At 54.0% G+C, this 21,967-nt stretch carries 15 protein-coding genes; 2 read left to right on the plus strand and 13 right to left on the minus strand.

What is annotated here, in order from left to right; all coding sequences use genetic code 11:
* Window positions 1–42 precede the first annotated feature (42 nt).
* The 8 genes from ald to ACI1P1_RS27665 form a co-directional block, all read right to left on the minus strand.
* Window positions 43–1,161, minus strand: coding sequence for an alanine dehydrogenase (gene ald, locus ACI1P1_RS27630; RefSeq protein WP_416219786.1), 1,119 nt, complete (start codon window positions 1,159–1,161; stop codon window positions 43–45).
* A 252-nt stretch (window positions 1,162–1,413) separates the two neighbouring features.
* Entirely contained in the window at window positions 1,414–2,451 is a 1,038-nt protein-coding gene (locus ACI1P1_RS27635) for a glycoside hydrolase family 88/105 protein (protein WP_416219787.1), read from the minus strand.
* 673 nt (window positions 2,452–3,124) lie between these two features.
* On the minus strand, window positions 3,125–4,744 hold the full coding sequence (locus ACI1P1_RS27640; protein ID WP_416219788.1) for an extracellular solute-binding protein: 1,620 nt from the start codon (window positions 4,742–4,744) through the stop codon (window positions 3,125–3,127).
* Window positions 4,745–4,778: 34 nt separating this feature from the next.
* Window positions 4,779–7,148 carry a helix-turn-helix domain-containing protein gene (locus ACI1P1_RS27645; RefSeq protein ID WP_416219789.1) on the minus strand — a complete coding sequence of 790 codons (2,370 nt, stop codon included), beginning with the start codon at window positions 7,146–7,148 and terminating at the stop codon, window positions 4,779–4,781.
* Between the two features lie 203 nt (window positions 7,149–7,351).
* Window positions 7,352–8,230 (minus strand): carbohydrate ABC transporter permease, encoded by an 879-nt coding sequence (locus ACI1P1_RS27650; protein WP_416219790.1) that lies wholly within the window; start codon window positions 8,228–8,230, stop codon window positions 7,352–7,354.
* A 12-nt stretch (window positions 8,231–8,242) separates the two neighbouring features.
* Complete coding sequence (locus ACI1P1_RS27655) at window positions 8,243–9,202, minus strand: ABC transporter permease (protein ID WP_416219791.1); 960 nt, start codon at window positions 9,200–9,202, stop codon at window positions 8,243–8,245.
* A 200-nt stretch (window positions 9,203–9,402) separates the two neighbouring features.
* Window positions 9,403–11,043, minus strand: coding sequence for a type 2 periplasmic-binding domain-containing protein (locus ACI1P1_RS27660; RefSeq protein WP_416219792.1), 1,641 nt, complete (start codon window positions 11,041–11,043; stop codon window positions 9,403–9,405).
* Between the two features lie 198 nt (window positions 11,044–11,241).
* A complete protein-coding gene (locus ACI1P1_RS27665) occupies window positions 11,242–12,249 on the minus strand; it encodes a nitroreductase family protein (RefSeq protein ID WP_416219793.1) in 1,008 nt (335 codons plus the stop codon).
* 216 nt (window positions 12,250–12,465) lie between these two features.
* On the opposite strand from ACI1P1_RS27665, the gene ACI1P1_RS27670 reads away from it, so the two are divergent.
* Window positions 12,466–12,984, plus strand: a complete 519-nt coding sequence (locus ACI1P1_RS27670; RefSeq protein ID WP_416219794.1) for a MarR family transcriptional regulator — start codon at window positions 12,466–12,468, stop codon at window positions 12,982–12,984.
* 735 nt (window positions 12,985–13,719) lie between these two features.
* Entirely contained in the window at window positions 13,720–15,270 is a 1,551-nt protein-coding gene (spoVB, locus tag ACI1P1_RS27675) for a stage V sporulation protein B (RefSeq protein ID WP_416219795.1), read from the plus strand.
* 178 nt (window positions 15,271–15,448) lie between these two features.
* Here the strand turns inward: spoVB and ACI1P1_RS27680 are convergent, their stop codons facing one another.
* From ACI1P1_RS27680 to ACI1P1_RS27700, 5 genes are all read right to left on the minus strand, one after another.
* The gene (locus tag ACI1P1_RS27680) at window positions 15,449–15,562 is read right to left on the minus strand and encodes a putative holin-like toxin (protein WP_416219796.1); all 114 of its coding nucleotides are present in this window, start codon (window positions 15,560–15,562) and stop codon (window positions 15,449–15,451) included.
* 147 nt (window positions 15,563–15,709) lie between these two features.
* Window positions 15,710–18,019 carry an AraC family transcriptional regulator gene (locus tag ACI1P1_RS27685; RefSeq protein WP_416219797.1) on the minus strand — a complete coding sequence of 770 codons (2,310 nt, stop codon included), beginning with the start codon at window positions 18,017–18,019 and terminating at the stop codon, window positions 15,710–15,712.
* Between the two features lie 180 nt (window positions 18,020–18,199).
* Window positions 18,200–19,795: an extracellular solute-binding protein gene (locus ACI1P1_RS27690; RefSeq protein WP_416219798.1), complete on the minus strand. Its 1,596-nt coding sequence runs from the start codon at window positions 19,793–19,795 to the stop codon at window positions 18,200–18,202.
* A 47-nt stretch (window positions 19,796–19,842) separates the two neighbouring features.
* Window positions 19,843–20,727 (minus strand): carbohydrate ABC transporter permease, encoded by an 885-nt coding sequence (locus ACI1P1_RS27695; protein ID WP_416219799.1) that lies wholly within the window; start codon window positions 20,725–20,727, stop codon window positions 19,843–19,845.
* A gap of 22 nt (window positions 20,728–20,749) precedes the next feature.
* Window positions 20,750–21,715, minus strand: a complete 966-nt coding sequence (locus tag ACI1P1_RS27700) for an ABC transporter permease (RefSeq protein WP_416219800.1) — start codon at window positions 21,713–21,715, stop codon at window positions 20,750–20,752.
* Window positions 21,716–21,967: the final 252 nt, after the last annotated feature.

Here is a 21,967-nt window from a genome sequence, read left to right on the forward strand (position 1 = left end):
ATCCCTTCCGGCTAACGACAGGACCGGAAGGGATTGGTTTTTTTAGTCGGCCAGCAAATCGCCGATTGCGGTGTAGGCCAGCCCTTGGGCCTCGGCTACGGCCGGATAGATGATTTTGCCGCCGAAGGTGTTAACACCCTTGGCAATGGCCGTATTCTCTTGAGCGGCACGCTTCCAGCCTTTATTGGCAATCTGCAGCCCGTAGGGAGTGGTCACATTGGTCAAAGCGATGGTGGAGGTGCGGGCTACAGAACCCGGCATGTTAGCTACCGCGTAATGGATAACACCATATTTCTCATACGTGGGCTGGTCATGGGTTGTGATCCGGTCAATGGTCTCCACCGAGCCGCCTTGGTCAATAGCTACATCCACAATGACGGAGCCGGGCTGCATATTCTTGACCATCTCCTCCGTCACAAGCCGCGGGGCACGGGCACCGGGGATCAGTACGGCGCCGACCACCAGATCGGCGTGACGCACCGCTTCCATAATGGAGTAGCTGTTGGACATGACGGTTTTGAGCCTGCCTTGGAACTGGTCGTCCAGTTGGCGCAAGCGGTCAGCGCTGATGTCAAGCAAGGTTACATCTGCACCCATTCCGACGGCCATACGCGCCGCATTGGTGCCGACGATGCCGCCGCCGATAATAACCACACGGGCTGGAGCTACACCGGGCACACCGCCCAGCAGCACTCCTTTGCCGCCGCTGGCCTTTTCCAGGAAACGGGCCCCTAGCTGAATGGCCATCCGGCCGGCAACCTCGCTCATGGGAGTCAACAGCGGCAGGGTGCCGTTCGCCGGTTGGATGGTTTCATACGCAATGCCGGTTACTCCTTTTTCCAGCAGAGCCTGTGTCAGCTCAGGAGCCGGTGCCAGATGAAGATAGGTATACAGCTGCAGTCCTTCATAGAAGTAAGTATATTCCTCCGGCAGCGGCTCCTTCACCTTCACCACCAGATCCGCATCCCAGGCTTCCGCCGCACTGGCGGCAATTACAGCTCCGGCCTTGGCATACTCCTCATCGGAGAAGCCGCTGCCTAGCCCTGCACCGCTCTGGACCTTCACCTCATGGCCGAAGCTGCAATAGTCCTTGACGGAAGCCGGGGTCATCGCCACCCGGTTTTCATTATTTTTGATTTCCATTGGCACGCCGATTCTCATGGTTATCACGCTTTCTGTTTAGGATGATTGATGTTCACTTCATGTAATACTATCTAACATGATACGTGCAAATTCCATCCATTACATTAGACAAATCGTCAAAAAGCCCCCTGAAATAATTGTCAACCTGTACAGCGTGCCCCGGATCAACTACTCTATCCTATTCCCGTTCCCCACCTTTGGAAAGTAAAAAAGAAGCAGGAGCAAGTCCCGCTTCTTCATGTAGGTTTGGTAAAAGCTCATACGTCCGGATTAGATCTTGCTGACGATCTCCTTGTTTTGCAGAAGCGCCACCAGGAATGCCAGAGTCAGGCCTTGGCCCCAGCCTTGTACACGTTTCTTGGAGATCACTTTATAGTCATCCGCAGAGTGCATCACGGCGGTGCCGGCAGATACATTGCGCACGGTGCCGTCTTCGTCGATATTGGCCAGGATGCCCTTATAGGCGCTGGCAATATAGTTTTGGTGCAGCGGGTGGGCGTAGCTCACCAGTGCCGCGGCAATACCGGCGGAGGCGGAGGTTTCCTCATAGGAGGTTTCATCGTTCAATACCGTGCGCCACAGGCCGTCCTTGGTTTGCAGGCGTACCAACGCGCTCAGCTGGTCACCCAGCGCGCCGCCGATTTGCATCCACATGGGCATAAACGGGTTCAGCATCTTGTAAGCCTGGGCCATGGTGTAGGCCGCCCAAGCATTGGCACGTCCCCAATAAATGCCGGACAGGTGGTCGCCTCTCACATTGTCCCACGCATGGTAGAACAGGTTGGTCTTGGGGTTCTGGAGATATTCCTCATGCCAGTAGAACTGGTTCAGCGCATCGTCAATGTATTCCTTCTTGTCCAGCTTGAAGCCCAGACGCAGCAGGAAATAGGCGGCCATAAACAGGGTGTCGGCCCAGGCCTGCTCAGGGAAATCGTTATCGGAGGAAACGGTATGTTGGAACACACCTTCGCCGAAGCGGATGGCTTCTTTGCGGAGGTATTCGGCCTTCATCAACGCCAGGTCCAGATACTTCTGGTCGCCTGTCGCTTCGTGCAGGGTAATCATGGTATGGCCCATGGCGCAGGAGTTTACCATCAGCGTCGGGATGCCCAGCTCCAGGTATTCATCCACCCATTTTACGAGAAAATCGATATATTCCTGGTTGCCTGTTACTTCCCAAGCTTTGGAGATGCCGTAAAAGGCAACGCCGCAGGACCAGTTCCAGGTAAAGTCAATATTCATGGTTCTCCGGACTACACGGTCAATAAGCTCCTTTACTTCCGCATCATCACATACAAACTTGCGCATGTTTTCCATCTCCTTGTGTCATTGTTAGTGAAGGGGTTGCCTTATGCTTACCTTTATCGTTGGCTCCGTTTTCATTTCGCATTCCCCGAATAAGCATACGGAAGAAAATCAGATATTTACGAGCAAGGCAAAACACCTGTTACCTCTATTATTAGCCTGTCCCCCGGCCAATGTCTAGACTTTTATTTTATTTTGTTATGGAATTATCTTAAGGTGTGAACAAAAAAAATCGGATGTATTCAAAAATCCGTTTTTCCAGAGGAAACGGCATAAAACTTTAAAAATTTTGTGAACAAAGCCTTTTCTGCACCTAAGGATATGAGAAAAATCGTCGGTGGTGGTTCGTTTGAATCCAGTTGGAGAACTGGAGAGGGCCATGCACGTGGAAACGTCACTCCCAGCCTCTTCCTCAATGCAAAAGTGCATGTATTTGGGAATCAAACCTTCGCTTTTACGGTCTATCCGGCAAAAATACAGTTATTTTCATAAGATGGGAGCAAGATGTACTCCTAGGCGGCGAATAGATGCACTTTTGCATTTAGGGTGCTGGTAGAGGAGTGATTCCGGTAGAATAGCTGCACTTTTGCAGGATAAGGGTGGACTAAATTGGGTATTAAGCCGCTGCCGGGAGCCTCCCTAGGTTTGCCGCAAACGGGCCAAAATGAAGATTGCTTCACTGCGGCGAATTGTACCGCGCAAGCGCCGTCTCCTGGATTTCCAACGCCCTGTCAATCCGCAGGGAACGGATTTTGTCCAGATAGCTGTCATAGGCCTCCATCGGCTCAATGCCCAAGATCAGCTTCAGGGACATTTCGTCCACCAGAAGGCTCACATCCTGCATAATCACGGACAGCTCCGCATTCTCCCGCTCGGTTTTGGGAGTTGGCGGAAGCAGATGCGCATCTGCATCCGTGTCCGCCCACAGCTTCACCGCCTCCCGCTGCTGGTGCAGGCTGTAATACTGCTCCGCATAACGCTCATCCTGGACAAAAGGCCCGAAGTAGCTGGCCCGGGAATACATGGCTAAAGCCTGGGAGGGCGCCAGCTTATCCGGATTCCGGAGAATCAGGTCCGTATATTGGGGATACTCCCCCTTCATGGTATAGCTGACCCCCTCCATGCCGAAATTGAAGAACATATGGCCTTCGGGGCTGTAGCCGTAGTCCAGCATCCGGACGGCCTTCACCACCTGGTCGCTTTTGGCGGAAATGGCCACGCCACCTGAGCTGACATAGTGGCTCCGTTGGCCGTAGAAGGGGCGCTCCCCTTTCCGCAGCACCGGATAAGGAGCTCCCGCCAGCCGCGCCTCCGGATCAGCTGCTGTCAGCAAGGGCTGCCAGGTGCCGATACCCGCCCCGGCATTCCAGATAGTGGCGCCACTGCGTCCCGACAGAATGCTGGCGTCCAGGGACCGGGTATCCACCGCGGCAATGTTCCGGTCAATGAGCCCTTCCTTGTACCACTGCCGGAACGTAGCGATAAATGCTTTATACCCCGGCTCCAGAGGTCCGTACTTCACCCTGCCGTCCAACAGGTAAAAGCCCTTTATAACACCGAACGCCCCGGAAAATGCACCGTTTTCCATGGCCTGCAGCGCATTGGGCACCCCAAGGAAGCTTAAGGGGGCCTCCGCTCCTTTCTTCTCCTTGAAGGCCTTAAGAACCGTATACCACTCCTCTATGGTCTCCGGTAGATCAAGTCCCAGGTCATCCAGCCAATCCTTGCGGATAATCGGCCCCTGGAAGGTCCGGAGTCTGTCGCTGTCCCGGATAAACGGAAACAGATAATAGCTGCCCTCTGCGGTTTTCACCTGTTTATCCACCTCGGGATGCTCCTGTAGATAACGTTTGAGGTTGGGGGCATACCGGTCAATGACGTCGTTGAGCTTGCGGATAAAGCCGTCGTTGATGGCCTTCTGCGGACCGCCAGGGAAACGCTCCCATTCATATTCGATCATATCCGGCACCTCCCCGGAGGCCAAAAGCACGTTCAAGGCCTCCTTGGCCCGGTTTGCCGGAGGCTGGATGAACTTCAGACGGACGCCGGTCCGCTTTTGCCATTCCTGAAAAAACGGCACCTCCGTAAACGTCGGCCTGACGCTGCCCGCATTGCCGTTCAGCTCAGCCCAATAGGTCAGCTCCCTCCCGGGCAGCTGGGCACCGCCTGCTTCCTCTTCCGGTTCCACAGCCGGGGAAAAGTCCTGACGCTGCCCCCGTTCCCCTGCGAAGCAGCCGCTCAGAACCAACACAGCTAATAACAGAATAAGAATGCCGCTTCCCATCCGATGCTTCATACGTTTGCCCTCCCTGTTGTCCGCATCTATGACGCTATACCAAACCTCTCCCGTTTAATTCCCTGTATTTGCCCGGCGTGATGCCTTCGTACTTCTTGAACACACGGATAAAAGAAGCCGCATCCAGATAGCCCACCCGGCAGGGGATATCCGCCACCGCAGCATCCTGCTCTCCGGTGAGAATGGCCTTGGCCGCCCCGATCCGCACACTGTGGATAAAATCAAGCAGACCCTCGCCTGTCTGCTCCTTGAAGAGTTTGGACAGGTAGCTGCCCTTCAGCCCAAAGCTTTCGCCGATGGCATTCACATTCAGATTGGGGTCGGCATAGCTGCTCCGGATGTGGGCGGACACCCGGTCCACCAGCTCCCGCAGCATTTCCTGGCGCTCCCGGGACTGGTGGGCCTCCTTTTTGGCCGCGGCATACAAGCAGACCTGCTCCAGAAGTACCAGCAGCTCCCGGCGCATTTCGGAGACGGTGTCGCAGGCCATCAGCTTCTCCATCCAACCGAGATTATCCGCGGGCATGCCGCCGTCCTTGTCTCCGATCTCATTGATGGCCTTCACCATGGTCCCGGCCAGATCAAACATGAGGCATCGGGCCAGGGTAACCGATACATGAGGACGCTGCAGGTTCCGGTCCAGGGTTTCATTCATAAGGGCGGCAGCTTGGGTTGCCTGGCCCAGCTTAATGGTATGGATGAGCTGCTGCTCGGCCTGCAGGGAGTAAGAATAACCGTTTTCGGGAGGGCTGCCGGGCTCCCGCCGGATATCCCCGTACATAATAATCTCCTGCTTGCCCAGCACCATCTTGTACTCCATGGCGTCCAGTGCCTCCTGATATGCCTCGGCAATCCCGCTAAGGGACGGATGCGCCCCGCTGACGGCAACGGTGATATCCATCTGGAAACGCAGCAGGAACTGCTGGGCCTCCGTGGCAATCCGCCGAAGGCCTTCCTTCCATTCCGCCCCGTCCTGAACGTCCAGGCTAACCAGACAGACCATCATATCGTCCACCTCGGATACATACCCGGCATGGCCGTGCTGGCCCACCAGCTCCTCCACCACATTGGTGATAATAAACTGGATGAGACGCCGGCGCTCAATGTCGTTCACCCCCGGCAGCTTGGCGGAGAGGCTGTCTCCGTTCTCCACCACAAACAGCATCACGGCAAATTCATCCGAGATCAGCCGGATCTGGAAGGTTTTGAAGGCTTCCTCATAAGGCACCAGAATATCCGGCTTGCCCTTCAGGAGCCGTGTCAGCATATTGGTCCGCAGGATGTGGTGATGAGCCTGCATCTCCACAGCCAGCTGCTCCTTCTCGCTGCGCGTCTGCCAGATGGCCTGCTGGATAAAATGCAGCTCGTTGCCCTCCCGTTCTCCCCCCGTCCCCTTCTCAGTTAGGGAGCGGACCATAGCCTGGATGGGCGAATAGTTCCGCCGCAGGAAAAACCAGGTAAGCAGCACACCTCCGACGGCACTGATGCTGATGCTGATATAGGTGAAACGGCGGACGTACTCCGCTTTTTTCCAATAGAGATTGCCGGGTATGATCAAGGCATATTTCAAATCGGATACGGCCGAACGGACGAACATCAGCTCCTGATCTCCCAACCGCGTGGGCTCCGTCAGCTCCTCCTTCTCCTTCAGCAGCTTCAGAATGGCGTCCTGATCCCCGGACAGCGGCAGGTTGGACAGCAGCACCCGGTTGTCCTGGTCCAGCACCAACACCTGGCCTCCGCTGAAGCCGGAGATGCCCTCAATAGCCTGCTGAAAGCGGCTGGCATCGGCCATCACCACCACCGTGCCCGCCTCACGCCCGCTGAGATCCTTGGCCAGATGGGTCATATACGCCACGGCGCTGCGGGAGCTGGAGGAATCGGTGCGGGGCAGCAGAAAAAAACGGTTGCCCGGCGTATACCGCAAGAGCTCCTTCCATCCGTCATATGTCAGCTCACCGCCTTCATGTATGGTCTGAAAGGCGGTTTTCATATCCCGGATATTCCCGGGGCGGACCACTGCCTCCTCCTTGGACCAGGTGACGTAGAACTCGTCCACCGACGCATAGGAGGTCTGGTACAACTGCATCTCCTTAGATAAAAGATAGGCGGTATACTGGGCGTCATTGGAATAGCTGCTGGAATACATCAGGGTTTGCAGCTTGGAATTCCAAGTAATTTCCATATTCAGGCGTTTCATCAGATCGATCTGGTTGTCCACCGTATACCGGACCTGCTTCAGCAGATAATCGTTGGCCCGGTGGATTTCACTGGTGAGGGTGTCCCCGGACTGACGGTAAATGATAAGGCTTACAATAATGGGGATAAACAATACTGTGCTGTAGGAAACCAGCCAGGTGACGATGATGCTTTTGCGTTTTTGCCAAAGCTGCCGGATGCTCATTGCATTCTCCTCACAACGCCAGAGTAAAGGAAAATCGGGGTGACTGGTTCCATTATACTTCCCCTGTCCGGCCATGTGATGTTGAAATTGGCAAATCCGGTTGGCAAAAGCTCCAAACCGCCTTTTTTATATGGCAAAAAGCCCGAATGGAGTCCATTCAGGCTGCTGCACAGGCTGCTTGTTTCGTACACGGCGGCGCTCCCTTATTTCAGAGAACCCACCATCACCCCTTTGACAAAATACCGCTGCACAAACGGATAGATGCACAGCACGGGAAGCGTCGCCACCACAATCGTGGCGTATTTGATGGTTTCCCCGATCTGGTGCCGGTCAGCGGCGCTGGCTCCGGTGGACATGCTGTCCGTGGAGTTGGAGATGAGAATTTCCCGGAGCACCAGCTGGAGGGGGAACAGCTCCCGGCTTTTGATGAAGACGGAGGCATAGAACCAGCCGTTCCACTTGTCCACGGCATAATACAAGACCATCACCGCAATCACCGGCATGGACAAGGGCAGAATGATCCGGAACAGAATGGTGAAGTGGTTGGCCCCGTCAATTTTGGCCGACTCCTCCAGCCCATCGGGGATGCCCATAAAGGCCGTCCGCATAATAATCAGGTTGAAGGTGCTCATGGAGAAGGGAATAATGGTGGCCCACAGGGAATCCAGCAAGCCCACATTTTTGACGATCAGATACATGGGGACCAGTCCCCCATGGAAAAACATGGTGAAAACAATCATGAACATAAACACCTTGTTCCACATCACATTTTTGCGTGAGAGCACGTAGGCCCCCAGAGAGGTCATAAACAGATTCAGCGTCACCCCGAACACGACAATAAACAGGGTATTGCGGTACCCGGCCAGAATGCCCGGATTATCCAGTACGCTGCGGTACGCCTCCAGACTGAAGCCCAGAGGCCTCCAGAGAATGCCCTTAAAGGCAATCAGCGCCCCCGCATCGCTGACGGATGCGAAGATCACATATAACAACGGATACAGGGTCACAATCACCAGGCCGATCAGAATGCCGTAAATAACCACATCAAACAATTTGTCCAATACACCGGATTCTTGCTTCATTGTCCGTCCTCCTTACCATAAGCTGCTGTCGTTCAGTCTGCGGCTGACATAGTTGGCGGTCACCAATAGAATTAGGTTGATGACAGAATTGAACAGACCCACCGCCGAGCTGTAGCTCCAGCCGAACTCCAGCAAACCCTTGCGGTACACGAAGGAGGAGATCACATCCGCCGTGTCGTAGGTGATGGGGTTGTAGAGCAGAATGATTTTTTCGAAGCCTACATTGAGAAGATTGCCCATCCGCAGGATCATCATAATGGCGATGGTAGGCATGATGCCGGGCAGGGTGATATGCATCATCTGCTTGAACCGGCTGGCCCCGTCCATACGGGCCGCTTCATACTGCTCCTGGTCAATGCCCATCAGGGCGGCAATGTAGATAATGGACTCCCAGCCGATCCGCTGCCAGATCTCGGAGAGGATGTAGATGGAGCGGAACAGCTCGGGACGCTGGAGCATGGCCTGGCCGTCATAGCCCATCCAGACGAAGATCCGGTTAATGATGCCGTCGGCGTTGGTAAAATCGGTAATGATGCCGCAGATGACCACCAGCGAGATAAAATACGGCATGTAGGTGATGGTTTGGGCCACCCGTTTGAAGGTTTTGTGGCGGACCTCATTAATCAACAGAGCCAGAATAATCGGGGTGGGGAACTCAAAAATCAGCGAATAGAGGCTGATGGTGATGGTATTTTTGAGAATCCGCCAAAAATAATAGCTGTTGAAAAAATCGGCAAAATGCCGGAAGCCGACCCAGTCGCTGCCCACAATCCCCTTCATGGGGGAATAATCCTTGAAGGCGATGAGCGCCCCGTACATGGGGGCATAATGGAAGACCAGGTAATAGACAACCACGGGGATCATCATGATGTACAGATACTTGTTCAGGGCAAAATCGCGGGCCAGCCGGGCCGCCCGGCTGGGCGACCGGTCGGCGGGTTTATCCGTAGAAAGCTCCGCAGTATGGGCCATGCCTCTCACTCCTTCTTTTTGGAGTCTAACAAATTCCCATATGAATCCATGACTTACCGGGAAAGGGTGGCTTGGATGCTCAAACAGATTTTGTCGGCCTTGATTGTATCGGATTGTTTAAGGGTTCAAGGCCGCCAAAAAAACTCGCCCAAGCCACTCCTTTCCCTCCCAGTCATTCTGTATAGGAATTTGTCAGACTCCTACCGTTTGTTGTAGCGGTCGTACGCGGCCTGCTGGATGGCGATGGCGCGGTCCAGTTTGAGGGACTTCATTTTGTCCACATACTTGGTAAACTCCTCCAGCGGTGCGGAGCCCAGCACAATCTTCAGAGTCATTTCGTCCACCAGGGTATCGATGTCGTTCATGATGGTGGCGTATTCGGTGCTTTCCTCAGGCGTAGGGGTCAGGGAAGGCAGGTTATGCTTGTCGCCGTTGGTCTTCTTCCAGACCTCCACTGCATCCCGCTGGGTTTGCAGGGCGAAGAACTGCTCCACGTACCGTTTGTCCTGGATAAACGGACCGTTGTAGCTGCCCCGGGCATACAGGGAGATGGCTTGGGCCGGTGCCAGCTTGTCGGGGTTTTTCAGGAGGAGATCGGTGTATTTGGGATAGCCGTTTTCCATGTTGTAGCTGACGCCCTCCGTGCCGAAGTTGAAGAACAGACGGCCTTCCTCGCTGTAGCCGTAGTCCAGAAGCTTGGTGGCCAGGACGGGGTCCTTGGCTGCAGTGGTAATGGCGACGGTTCCCTCGGAGGAAAAGGCTTTCTGCTTCTGGCCGAATTCGGGGAAATCCCCCTTCTTCAGCACCGGATACGGCGCAGCCACCAGCACGGCCTTGGGGTCCTTGGCCTGGATCAAAGGCTGCCACTTGCCGATCCCGCCTCCGGCATTGCCGACAGTTGCCCCTGCTGCACCAGACGCCATGTTGCTGTCCAGCGCCTTGGAATCGGAGGTGGCGGCGTTTTTGTCGATCAGGCCGTCCTTGTACCACTTGTTCATTTGGGCCAAATAATCCTTATAGCCGGTTTCCGCCGGACCGTATTTGATCTTGCCGTCATTGCCCAGGTAATAACCGCGCAGGATTCCGAAGGCACCTACAAAAGAGCCGCTTCCGGAATCATTGAAGAAACGGGGTTTGCTGTTAAAGCTGAGAGGAGCGGCGGCGCCCTTTTTCTCCTTGAAGGCAGTCAGGGTTGTGGTCCACTCGTCGATGGTGGTGGGCACCTGCAGCCCCAGCTCATCCAGCCAGTCCTTGCGGATAATCGGTCCTTGGAACACCCGCAGATACTCGTCCCCCCGGATAAACGGGAAGCAGTAGTAGCTGCCGTTGTCGGTTTTGACCATTTTGTCAATCTCCGGGTTCTCCTGAAGGTACTTCTTCAGATTGGGGGCGTGTTTGTCGATGAGATCATTGAGCTTGACGATGTAACCGTCCTTGATGGCCTTTTCCGGGCCGCCGGGGAAGCTCAGGAAGTTGTACTCCAGCATGTCCGGGAGGTCGCCGGAGGCCAGCAGCATATTGAAGGCTTCTTTGGTTTGTCCCGCAGGGGGAGCGATGAATTTGAGGGGGACGCCGGTTTTTTTCTGCCATTCCTGGAAGAAGGGCACCTCATTGTGGGAAGCCTTGACCCCTGTAATGTTTCCGGTCAGCTCGCCCCAGTAGGTTAAGGTTTTATCCGTTTTCAGCGGATAGGCATTGGCGGCGGCTTGAGTGCCCGCACCGCTGCCTGCGCTTGCAGCCGGGCTGGCGGCAGTGTCCTTGGTTTCATCCTTGCCTGCGCAAGCGGCCAAAGGGCCTGCAGCTACCAGAACGGTGAGTGTGGTCGCGATCCATTTTTTCATTTCTGTGGACCTCCGTAAATGGAATTGGGAGAAGCATCTCTCCCCTCCAACACTACGGGACGGACAAGCGGCGGAATATGGGCAGAATCGGAAACCGGGTAGTGAAAATCGGAGGCGGAATTAGCAAATTGCAAAACGGAGTTGGCAAAATAAAAAGCAACCACAGCTTAAGATGTGATTGCTCCCGAGTATATGGCCTTACGGGGCTTCGAAATTCAGGGTTATGTTGAACGCGGGAGGAGGGGACTGAAGCTTCGCAGGCTTTTCCCCGGCTCGCAGCTCCAGTACCGCAACAATCCGTTCCAGCGGGCGGAGTCCGAATCGTTTGCACCGCTCCCCGTCATAAATCCATTCCGGAATCAGGCGGCGCACATGCCAGGGCTTGGATTGGGCCAGCAGCTGAAAATTCTGGACCAGGCAGCAGCCTGCCGCGTAATCCTCATCTTGCTTATGAGGGTCGGCCTCCTCCTTGGCCACCACCAGAAGAAACGGCAAGGCGGATTCCCCTCCCGGCGATCCCGGCACATAAATAAAACGCCAAGGCTCCCGCAACCCGTCATTGGGCGCCCAAACCGCTTCATTCAGCAGTTCCAGAATGGTTTGAGGAGATGGGGTCATAAGAGAGGATTGCGGTCTGCTTCCTTCGCCGATCATGGTCCAGTTTTTCTCCGCGGGTGTTCTGCTCCGGGCTTTGGGAATTTTCTCGAAATGGCCGATTTCCAGAATTCCAGCACATTTTTCCCCTTCCCGCAGGCCAATTCTCTTATAAAAGGACTCTCCGCAAATCATCGGGTCCGTATACCACAGCATACCCAGCCCCTGCTCCCAACCCAGCAGCTGAACATTCTGGACAATGCTGCAAACCGCGGCGTAATTGATGTCCCTCTGCCGCTTTGTGTCGGCAGCTTCTGCAATGAAGATCACATGAGCAGGAATATCGACGGTCATTTTTTTCATAAAATTCGTCATTGGAGCGGGAAGCAGCTTGCCGAAGCCGCTCTCCTTCACCTTGGCCAGCATATGCTCAGCCAGCTTTTCACGGGCCTCCGGCGTGCCGATGTAAAGACAGCGCCAATGCGGCGTACCTTCGGCCTCATACATACCTGCGGCCTCCTTCAGCAAGGCAACGATCTGTTCTTGGGCAATAGGGGTGCTTTGGAATTTGCGGACGGTCCGCCGTTCTCTTATCGTTTGGGACACATTCATGCTGATCCCTCCACTCCAAAAAATAGTTTACTGGTAAACTATTATAGTTTACCAGTAAACTATAATACCTGATGGTTGAGCTGTCAATCCTTTTAGGTAGGATATAAGGAGCTCTTCGAAAGGCACGAATCTTAAAGTGTGAGCGCTATACGTTTGTTTACAAGTGAATCATTTTCGGTTAGGATAAAGGTGATTTTGCAAAAAAAGGAGAGTCACATGATGAGCCCATCCGATGGACTGAAGCGGCTGCTGTATGACCGCGTTCTCCATTTTACTCATTTAACGGAACAATTTTTTTCCACGGAGATGGAGGCTTTCGCCGAGCTTACCCGGCAGTATGGGCTGACTTCCATTCCGAACAATATGACAAGTGTGCATGTCCTGGATTGCATCGGCAGCCATGAGCCCATTAACAGCACATCGATTGCGGAGAAAATGAGCTTGTCCAAAGCAAGCATTACCAAAATCAGCACCAAGCTCCTTCAGGAGGGCTACATTAAACGCAGCCAGCTGAACGATAACAGGAAGGAGATCTTCTTCAGCCTTTCGCCCAAAGGCCGGGAGCTGTATGAGGTACATGCCCGGATGCACGAAATCATCGAACAGAGATTCATCCGTGAGATGGAGGCTTTTTCGGAGTCGGAGCTGCAGGCTTCGCTGAAATTTCTGCAAACCATGATTAATCACAGAGGGAATATGATCAAAGGGGATGTTACGGAACTTAGCGACTCTTAGACACGTAAAATCGCCGGTTGGGATTTTTAACGGAACTCACAAACCCTTAGCGGCTCTAAAAGCGCCTCATTGATGCGATTTTGTGCTGTAACGGTCGCTGAGTTCCGTTAAACTAAAATTTGCCGCCGATTTCCCCTCTAAGCGCCGCATAGTTCCGTTAGCCACACTACCAGGCTGTCAACCTGCCCCTGCTAGCCTTCAACCGCTACCCTTCCATTGCCAACTGTCCTGCCCTCTTCCACTTACTAACCTGTCTCTACCAACCTGCTCCTGCTAGCCTTCCATTGCCAACTGCTGTGCCTTTCTCCACCTACTAACATGCCCCTGCCTACTCTTGCTCCCTCTGCTAACTTCCTGCTATCCTGCAAAAGTGCAGTTATTTTTCCCCGTGTCCCCTCATTCGCGCATCTATCCTGCAAAAGTGCATCTATTTTTCGCCGAAATCGCTAATCAGGTGGAATTCCCCGGAAATAACTGCACTTTTGCATTTGGGACCCCCGTTTAAGCGGCTAACCCCACCAATAGATGCACTTTTGCATTATGACCGGTTGAAATCCCCACGCCCATCCCATACCCACGCCCACGCCCATCCCCATCCCCATGCCCATGCCAATCCCCATACCCACGCCCACGCACACGCTCTGCTCCGACAACCAGCCTTCACTTGGACTGCATGTTCGCAGACAACCCCGAATACAATAGCAGTATTTGATTCTTCGGGAGGACATGATGCCAATGCCGCAACAGAAGCAATCCTTCATGAGAGGCACCTTTGTATTGTCCATTGCCGCATTCGTCAACCGGATTCTCGGTTTTATCAGCGGCATGTACATTGCCCGTGTGCTGGGGGCAGAGGGAATTGGCCTGCTGATGATGGCACAGCCGCTGGTGCCCCTGGTCATTACCATCACGGAGCTGGGGCTGCCCGTCGCGATCTCCAAGCTGGTGGCGGAGGCCGACGCCAAGGGGGATAAAGAAAAAATCCGGCGGATTCTCCACGTATCGCTGGCTATTACCAGCACCCTGAGCATCAGCCTGACTACAGTGTGCCTGCTGGGGTCGGAGCGGATCGCCTCCATCCTGCTCACAGACCAGCGGGCCTACTACGCCATGCTGGCCATTATGCCCATCGCGCCCATCATCGCCATCTCTGCTGTACTCAAGGGATATTTCCGCGGCAAGCAGCGGATGCAGACCATTGCGGCATCCGATGTGCTGGAATTCACCGTTCAGATCGCCTGCGTGCTGGCGTTGGTCCACCTGCTGCTTCCCTACGGCATTGCCTATGCCGCCGCAGGAGCTACCGCCGCTGCGGTGATCAGCGAAGCCAGCAGCCTGATGTTCCTTGCAGTTAGCTACAAGCTGCGGGGAGAAGCGCGGATACCCGGCGTAACCTGGGGCAGCAGCCTGAAGAAGAGCAAATCCACGCTGGCCGAGCTTTTGCGGATTGGCCTGCCCATCACAGGCAACGGTGTAGTCCACTCCCTGTATGGCGCCTTCCAGCCCATGCTCATCACCACCAGCCTGGCGCTCACCGGCATTGGGACGGTCATGGCCACCAAGCAGTTCGGCATGCTTACCGGGTTTGCCTTTCCTCTGCTGTTTATGCCCAGCTTCATCACCCAATCCCTGTCCACCGCGCTGATTCCGGCCATCAGCGAAGCCTCCGCCAACAAAAACAGCCTCCTGATGCACCAGCGGATGGACCAGGCGCTCCGGCTGGGCCTGATGATCGGGGCTCCGGCCACGGTGATTCTGTTCATTTGGGCCACGCCGCTGACCACCCTGATCTACCACGCTCCGGAGGCGGGTATCCTGCTGAAAATCCTGGCCCCCATGTTTTTCCTGCATTATTTCGACGCACCGCTGAATGCGATTCTGCTTGGGCTTGGCCGGGCCAACACCACGTTGGGAAACCACCTGATCGCTACCGGATTGAAGGCTGTAGCCATTTTTGTACTGGGCAGCCAATTCGGCATTGTGGGCATCGCCTTCGGGATGGGGATCGGGATTATTGTGCTGACCCTGCTGAATTTCCTCTCCATCTCCAGCACCATCGGCTTTTATTGGGAAATCCGCCCGTATGCCCGGGTTTTCCTGTCCATGCTGGTTATGGCTCTCTGCGGCCAATGGGCATTAAGCTATGCCACGGCGATGGATATCCCCCTGGTCTGGACGGTGCTGGGATCGGTGGGTTTCGCGTTGGCAGTGTACTTCACCACCCTGTCCATCATCCGGTTCCGCAGCCCCAAGGACCTTCCGCTTATTTCACGCTGGGTCCGATAATCTCCAATTACATTGAAAGCCAATTCGAGTGCATGGTATACTAGTGTTAGTATAAGAGTACAATGCAAAGAGAGCCGTGCTTGCAACACGACTCTCCTGTGCAACAGCCGCTTGAAAGGCGGTCGGCGTTACGGGTTAAACCTACAGGAAATAGGTCGCATCCCTTGAGCAGGGCGGCCTATTTCTTTGTGTTCCGGCTAATTGCTACGACGATGGCCACGACCAACGTCAGCAACGCAACAAGCAGCGCACCGAAGCTAATCATGAGCGTCAAAGCATCTTTAACCTCCACAGGCATCACCTCCCTTCCGGGAGATTAGCCGACCGCCCTTGCAAGCCTATTCTATTGCTCTTGCATTTTATCACATTAATCAATACACAGTAAGTCCCATTTCAAGATATCAATTCCGTTCAACATATTTAACTAACCGCCTCCCCCCTACCCCTCCTGCCCCCTCACCATTTCCCGGAAACGTCCCGGGGTAATCCCCTCCAGCTTTTTGAACAGCCGGATAAAATAGCTGGGCTGGTAACCGACCAGAAGCGCGATTTCGTTAATCATAATATCCGAATCCTTCAGCAGGGCCTTGGCCTTGTCCATCCGCAGCTCGGTCAGGTACTCGGTGAAGTTGATGCCCACCTCATACTTAAAGGCTTTGCTGAGCAAATGGGAGGTGGCCCCTACATGATCCGCGCAGCTCTCCAGGGAGATATCCTTGGCGTAATACTCCTGAAGGTATTGCTTGGCCTGCTCGATCATCCGCTTCACCTGGTCGTTGGAGCGTTTCTCGAGCTCCTTCATATAGGTCTCCACAATATTTTCCCGGAACCATTGGAGGATGGACTGGGGATCGCGGATTTGAGAGAGTGCTTCGAAGATATTGCCGCCGTTGGTCAGGCTGGCCGGGTTCACACCCACCTGGGATACGGCATTCAGGATGCCCGCCAACAGCCGCATCAGCCCCTGCTGCACATCAATTTCCTTCATCCCCTCAGCCGACATCGCCTCCACAAACAGCGTAAGCTGCCGTACGGCTTCCTCCCGCTCCCCCGCCCGCAGAGCCTGAATCAGCTCACGCTCAACAGCGAAAGGATAGTTGAAGCTCCCCGTTTCGAAGAACAGATCCGGCTGCTCCATGTCCAGGATCTGATTCTCATTTTCGAAGCTGCGGTACCGGGTGGCGGATTTGGCTTTTTCAAAAACGGAAGCCACCTGGGTAATATGATCCGTCGTGGGGCCAATCACCACCGTAGCCCGCATCCGCAGAATCCGGTTGATGGTTTGGGTAACCTCGCGGCACACCGCATAGATCCGGTCCCGCTGGTGGTTGCCCCGCTCTACAATCAGGACGGCAATGGACAAGTCATGGAAGTTGATGACATACCCCTGCTCCAGATTTCCTGCAGTGATTTCCTCAATAATATTGCAGGCGGCAAAGGTGACCAGCCCCTCATCGCCCTTGTTGAACCGGTCCATCAGCCGGTCGAAGCCGATCAATTGGAGATAAACCACAGTGAAAATTCCCTGCTCCACATTCCCGCCATATTGGCTGAAACGGCTGATCAGCTCCGGGCCGGAATACCGGTACAGGTACCCCTGAATCAGCTGCTGCAGGAAGCTTTCCTTCAAGTGGGGCAGCTCATGCTTCAGCTTGGACTGCAGGGAGTTGTTCTCCCGGTTCAAGGCCTGCCACCGCTGGTTAATCAGCGAAAATTCATCGATATCCTTGGCGGCCGTTCCGCTTTTTTCACCGCCCAGCATCCGCACCAGCTTGCCAATGGGGGAGTAAATCCTCCGGGACGCCAGCCAGGCCAAGGACACCGCCAGCAGAAGGCCGATAAGACTGACGATAATAATCAGCTTGGAGATGGACAGCAGCGGCGTCGTGATAGAACGGATGGGAGCCGCCGAAATATACCCCCAGTGGTTAATCAGCTGGGAGAACCGGTCATAGGTGACGGAATATTTGCTGCCCTTCCAATTGCTGAAATAGAGGCCTTCCTCGGAGCTCTTGGCTTGAATATCCCGGATCATATCCGCAACGAACGGCTCATCCTTCTCTCCGACGCCGGTACCGATAATGATGCCGCCGTCCTCCCGCACCAGCAGGGTTTTGGCTCCGTTATACGGTGTGAGGGTTTCCACCAATTGTCCCAGCTTGTCCATATTAATGCGGACCATGAGAAAGCCGATAGGCTCGCTGCTGTTCCCCGGCACCTTCTGGACTAGCGCCAAATCCCGGTTATTGGCATTGCCCGAGCCGGGATAGGTCCAGAAGATGGAGCGGTCCTGCCGCAAGAGCGCCATGTACTGCTCATTCAATTCAGGCTGCTCAATCACATTATGCTCCGGATTAAAGCGGATGCCCCCTTCCTCCGATCCCTCCAGATAAAGCTCCACCCGCTCGATCAGCTCGCTGGTGCTCTGGATGACCAGCAGGGTTTTGGTGATATCCCATGCCTGGGTGTAGTTCTTCCAGAAGTCCTTGTTGTTCAGCAAATAGTCAAATTGCGGCTCAAAGGCCCAATGGCCCAAGGACATCTCCAGATGGGAGAGGGTATCGTCGATGGTTTCGGCCCGTTCATGGATCTTTTGTTGATGGAGCTGATGCAGCTCCTCCTCAATTTGGCCCCCTGCTCCCCAATACATCAGGCCGCTCAATAAAAGCCCGGGCAAAGTGGCAATGACCAGAATCAGCAGCAGACTTTGCCGGTAGTACGTTGTTTCCTTGGAAAAGAGCTTTACCATCGTTATATTCACCAGCCATCGGCTTGTTTTTCCCTACCTAGGATACCTTATCGGCCTGTTTTGTTCAATTGCACTTTCTTGATGCTCCTGCCCGCCGGATAGCACTTTGCCGAAAGGCTAGGACATTCTCGTGCAGCAGAAAAAAACCGTGTCCCCGACACGGTTTTCCTCCGGCAAGTTCTATTTTTTCGGCGAAGCGGCGTACAATTCATTCATTTCCTTGACATATTCATCGCCGCCGCTCTTCTTCCACAGTTCTACTGCAGCCTTCCAATCGGCTTCCGAGGATTGCCCCACAATATACTTGATCCGGGCATCGTTGATGATGTTATCCAGCTGCGGTCCCTTTTGGGAATAAATCTTGGAGATAAAGGACTCGGCAGGGTTCGGAACCACGTATTTCTCTGCTTCCTTCTGCAGCTTTTCCGTTTTGATGGAAAGCGGCGTTTGGGTTTTTTTGCTCTTCAGCGTCCGTGTTTCAGGAATATAAGTCAGCATTTGCCCCAAGCCGGATACTTCAGATTCAATAAGGGCGGTTTCTGTGCTGGGAACGATAAAACCGTCTGTGTCCTTAGTGTAATGCTTGCCTTCGATCCCGGAATACAGAAGGGTTTGCAGCTCGGCTTCGTTGGTCTGATCGATAAATTGAAGCACCTGCTTCAGCTCGGCTTCGGTTTTCACACTGGATTTCGGAATCGCCAGGATACCGGCGTAGCCTGTGGTAGGCAGTGCCTTCAGACCGTTTTTGCCCTCCACGCCGATCAAATTGTCCACAAATTGCTTAGTGGGCTCGTCTTTATTAGCCGCCTTCAGCGCTTCATGGATTTTTTGCTCAATCCGGCCTGCGGTATCCGTCACGTCCACAATGACACCGGCTTTGCCGTTCACTACAGGGTCAATCCATTTGGCGCTGTCATAAACAGCGAAGTCCTGGTTGATCAGCTTTTCCTCGAACAGCTTGCGCATAAATTTCAGGGCCTCGAAGTATTCCGCGGTTTCATGCTCCGGCACCAGAGCGCCGTTGGCAACGCCCCACTTGTTAGGCGCACCGAACCAAAGCTTGATGGTGTCAAAGCCGCTGGCCCAGGTGCCCGTCCATTTGACCAGTACCATACCGTAGGTATCGTCCTTGCCGTTTTTGTCCGGGTCCTTTTCCTTAAACGCCTTGAGCATATTATAGAAATCATCGATGGTTTTGGGAGTGGTCATCCCTACATTATCCAGCCAGTCCTGCCGGAAGTTGATGCCGTTGCGGCCCAGGGCACGGCTCCGGTAAATCCCGTAGGTTTTGCCCTCTATCGCATAGTTCTCCAGCACAACCTTGTTGGCCTGGCCCAAATTCTTGTAATTCTTCAGATACGGAGCCACATCCCAGAACGCCCCGGATTTGGCCGCATTCACAAAGCTGGAGCTTTTGCTGTCAGGCACGTACATGATGCTGGGCAGCTTGCTGGAGGCCAGCGTAATGTTAAATTTATCGTTGTAGGAGGAGTTGGGCACCCAGTCAATGTGGATCTTGGTGTTGGTTTTTTTCTCGATTTCCGCCAATACGGGGCTGCCGTCCTTGGGGTAGCTGGTGTTGAACACCGGCAGCATAATGCTCAGCTCCAGCGGCTTGGCCGGCGCTGCGGATGCGGAGGCTCCCGCCGAACCCTGTGGCGAATTTGCTGCAGAATCTGTGCTGTCGCTGCCGCAGCCAACCAGCACCGTTGCGGTAACGGACGCTGCCGATGCTACCGCAAGCCATTTTTTCCATTGCGTTTTGTTTTGTTGCATAAACCAATGACCTCCTTAATAAAATGCTTTCTATTTATCGCAAGCCGTTACCCCTTCACAGAGCCGATCATAACACCCTTGGCAAAATGCTTCTGGAGAAACGGATACACGAGCAAAATGGGAACCGTACCGATGACAATAACAGCCATTTTGATGGACTGGTCAGGCGGTTTCACGAAATTGGGGTCCATGCTGCTCATATCCCCCGCCGCCGATTGGGACAGCATCACGATCTGCCGGAGCATAACCTGCAGAGGCCACTTTTCCGGATTGTTAATGTAAAGCAGGGCGCTAAAGAAGCTGTTCCAGTGGCCTACAGCATAGAACAGGGTGAAGGTAGCCAGCACCGGCTTGGAGAGGGGAAGCACAATTTTCCATAATAGCCCCAGCTCCGTGCAGCCGTCAATCCGCGCCGCCTCCTCCAGCTCCGGGGGAAGCTCCTGGAAGAAGTTCTTCACGATGATCAGGTTAAAAGCGCTGATGGCACCGGGAATAATCAATGCCCACAGGCTGTCCAGCAGATTCAGCTCCCGGATCACCAGATAGGTGGGAATCATTCCCCCGCCAAACAGCATGGAGAAGATAACCATATTCAAAAAGGTGTTCCGTCCGGGCAAAGTTTTGCGCGCCAGTGGATACGCCATGGTGACTGTAAAGATAAGATTGAAGATGGTGCCGACCACCGTGATATAGATGGAAACCCAAACGCTCCGCATGATGATGTTGGTGGAGAAAATATATTCATACGCAGCCGTCGTGAAGGTTTGGGGAATCAGGAATACGGCCCGCTCCGTCAACTCCGCATCGCTGGCGAAGGAGCCTGCGATAATATAGATAAAGGGAAATACGGCCAGTAGCCCGTATAACGTCAGGAACAGATAATTGCCGATGTCAAATGCAGTACCCGGTACACTTTTGTAGTGTCTAGCCAATGTCCTCTACTCCTCGCTTTCCTTAATATAGGCCGGATTCGCCGAACCTCTTGGCCAGCCAGTTGGTGCCCATCACCAGAACCACACCCACAATGGATTTGAACAAGCCTACAGCCGTACTGTAGCTGAATGCGCCTTGGGTGATGCCCACCATGTAGACATAGGTATCGAACACTTCTGCCACATGCCGGTTCAGCGGGTTCAGCAGCAAATAGATCTGTTCAAAGCCATTGTCCAGAATATTGCCCATACGCAAGATAAGCAGGATAACGATGGTGCTGCGGATGGACGGCAGGGTAATATGCCAGGTTTGTTTCCAACGGTTGGCCCCGTCCATAATCGCCGCCTCATACTGCTCCATATCCACTCCGGCTAAAGCCGCCAGGAAGATGATGGTGCCCCAGCCGCATTCCTTCCAGATGGTCTGGATGATGATAATGGGACGGAACCAGTCCGGACTGGTGAGGAAGTCGGTTTTGCTGCCGGTCTGCTGGAAGAGAAATTCGTTGACCACACCGCCTTCGGTAGTCAGGAATACGTAAGTTAAGCTGGCCACAATGACCATGGAGATAAAGTGCGGCACATACACAAGGGTCTGGACAAACCGTTTGAAGAAGGCCACCCGGACTTCATTCAGAAGCAGCGCCAGAATAATGGGAGCCGGGAAGAAGAAAATCAGATTATATAAAGAAAGCAAAAGGGTGTTGCTGAGCAGCATGGTGAATTCAGGATTGGCGAAAAACACGCGGAAATGCTCCAATCCGACCCATTCGCTTTTTATAAATCCAAGGAAGGGCTGATAATCCTTAAAGGCCAGCAGGACCCCCCACATGGGAACATATTTGAAAAGCAGAAAGTACAATAAACCGGGCGTGAGCAAGATAAACATCCATTTTTCCCGGCGGACCCGCTTCCATAAGGTATTCCGGCGGTCCTTGCCGGTCATGTGCACGGCTTGAATGTTCCCTTGGGCAGCCGCTTGCTTCATAACTTCTTCCACCTCCAAAAATTTCAGCGCGTCGACGAGCGGTGTGACTTTATTATGTGGCAGCCCCCGGTTTCCGACAACCGGACATTTTTATAGGGGGAATAGGCGGCAGTAGGGGCAAGAAATATGCTTATGTGCGGCAATGTCCTATGCTCCCCAAGAAGTGCTATGTTGGCATAAAGCCCCTTAAGAAAGTGCGATTGAAGACAATTTTGATTGCGCATACAATATGTTCTGAAAACACTGGTACAA

Origin of the sequence: Paenibacillus mesotrionivorans, assembly GCF_046098205.1 — a bacterium.
GTDB lineage: Bacteria > Bacillota > Bacilli > Paenibacillales > NBRC-103111 > Paenibacillus_AR > Paenibacillus_AR mesotrionivorans.

Bases quoted from the DNA above. Each gene is read 5' to 3' on its own strand.
- ACI1P1_RS27700 (WP_416219800.1), bottom strand. From the start codon at position 21,715: ATGAAGCAAGCGGCTGCCCAAGGGAACATTCAAGCCGTGCACATGACC.
- ACI1P1_RS27655 (WP_416219791.1), bottom strand. From the start codon at position 9,202: ATGGCCCATACTGCGGAGCTTTCTACGGATAAACCCGCCGACCGGTCG.
- ACI1P1_RS27640 (WP_416219788.1), bottom strand. From the start codon at position 4,744: ATGAAGCATCGGATGGGAAGCGGCATTCTTATTCTGTTATTAGCTGTG.
- ACI1P1_RS27635 (WP_416219787.1), bottom strand. From the start codon at position 2,451: ATGCGCAAGTTTGTATGTGATGATGCGGAAGTAAAGGAGCTTATTGAC.
- ACI1P1_RS27670 (WP_416219794.1), top strand. From the start codon at position 12,466: ATGATGAGCCCATCCGATGGACTGAAGCGGCTGCTGTATGACCGCGTT.
- ACI1P1_RS27690 (WP_416219798.1), bottom strand. From the start codon at position 19,795: ATGCAACAAAACAAAACGCAATGGAAAAAATGGCTTGCGGTAGCATCG.
- ACI1P1_RS27650 (WP_416219790.1), bottom strand. From the start codon at position 8,230: ATGAAGCAAGAATCCGGTGTATTGGACAAATTGTTTGATGTGGTTATT.
- ACI1P1_RS27665 (WP_416219793.1), bottom strand. From the start codon at position 12,249: ATGAATGTGTCCCAAACGATAAGAGAACGGCGGACCGTCCGCAAATTC.
- ACI1P1_RS27645 (WP_416219789.1), bottom strand. From the start codon at position 7,148: ATGAGCATCCGGCAGCTTTGGCAAAAACGCAAAAGCATCATCGTCACC.
- ACI1P1_RS27685 (WP_416219797.1), bottom strand. From the start codon at position 18,019: ATGGTAAAGCTCTTTTCCAAGGAAACAACGTACTACCGGCAAAGTCTG.
- spoVB (WP_416219795.1), top strand. From the start codon at position 13,720: ATGCCGCAACAGAAGCAATCCTTCATGAGAGGCACCTTTGTATTGTCC.
- ACI1P1_RS27660 (WP_416219792.1), bottom strand. From the start codon at position 11,043: ATGAAAAAATGGATCGCGACCACACTCACCGTTCTGGTAGCTGCAGGC.
- ald (WP_416219786.1), bottom strand. From the start codon at position 1,161: ATGAGAATCGGCGTGCCAATGGAAATCAAAAATAATGAAAACCGGGTG.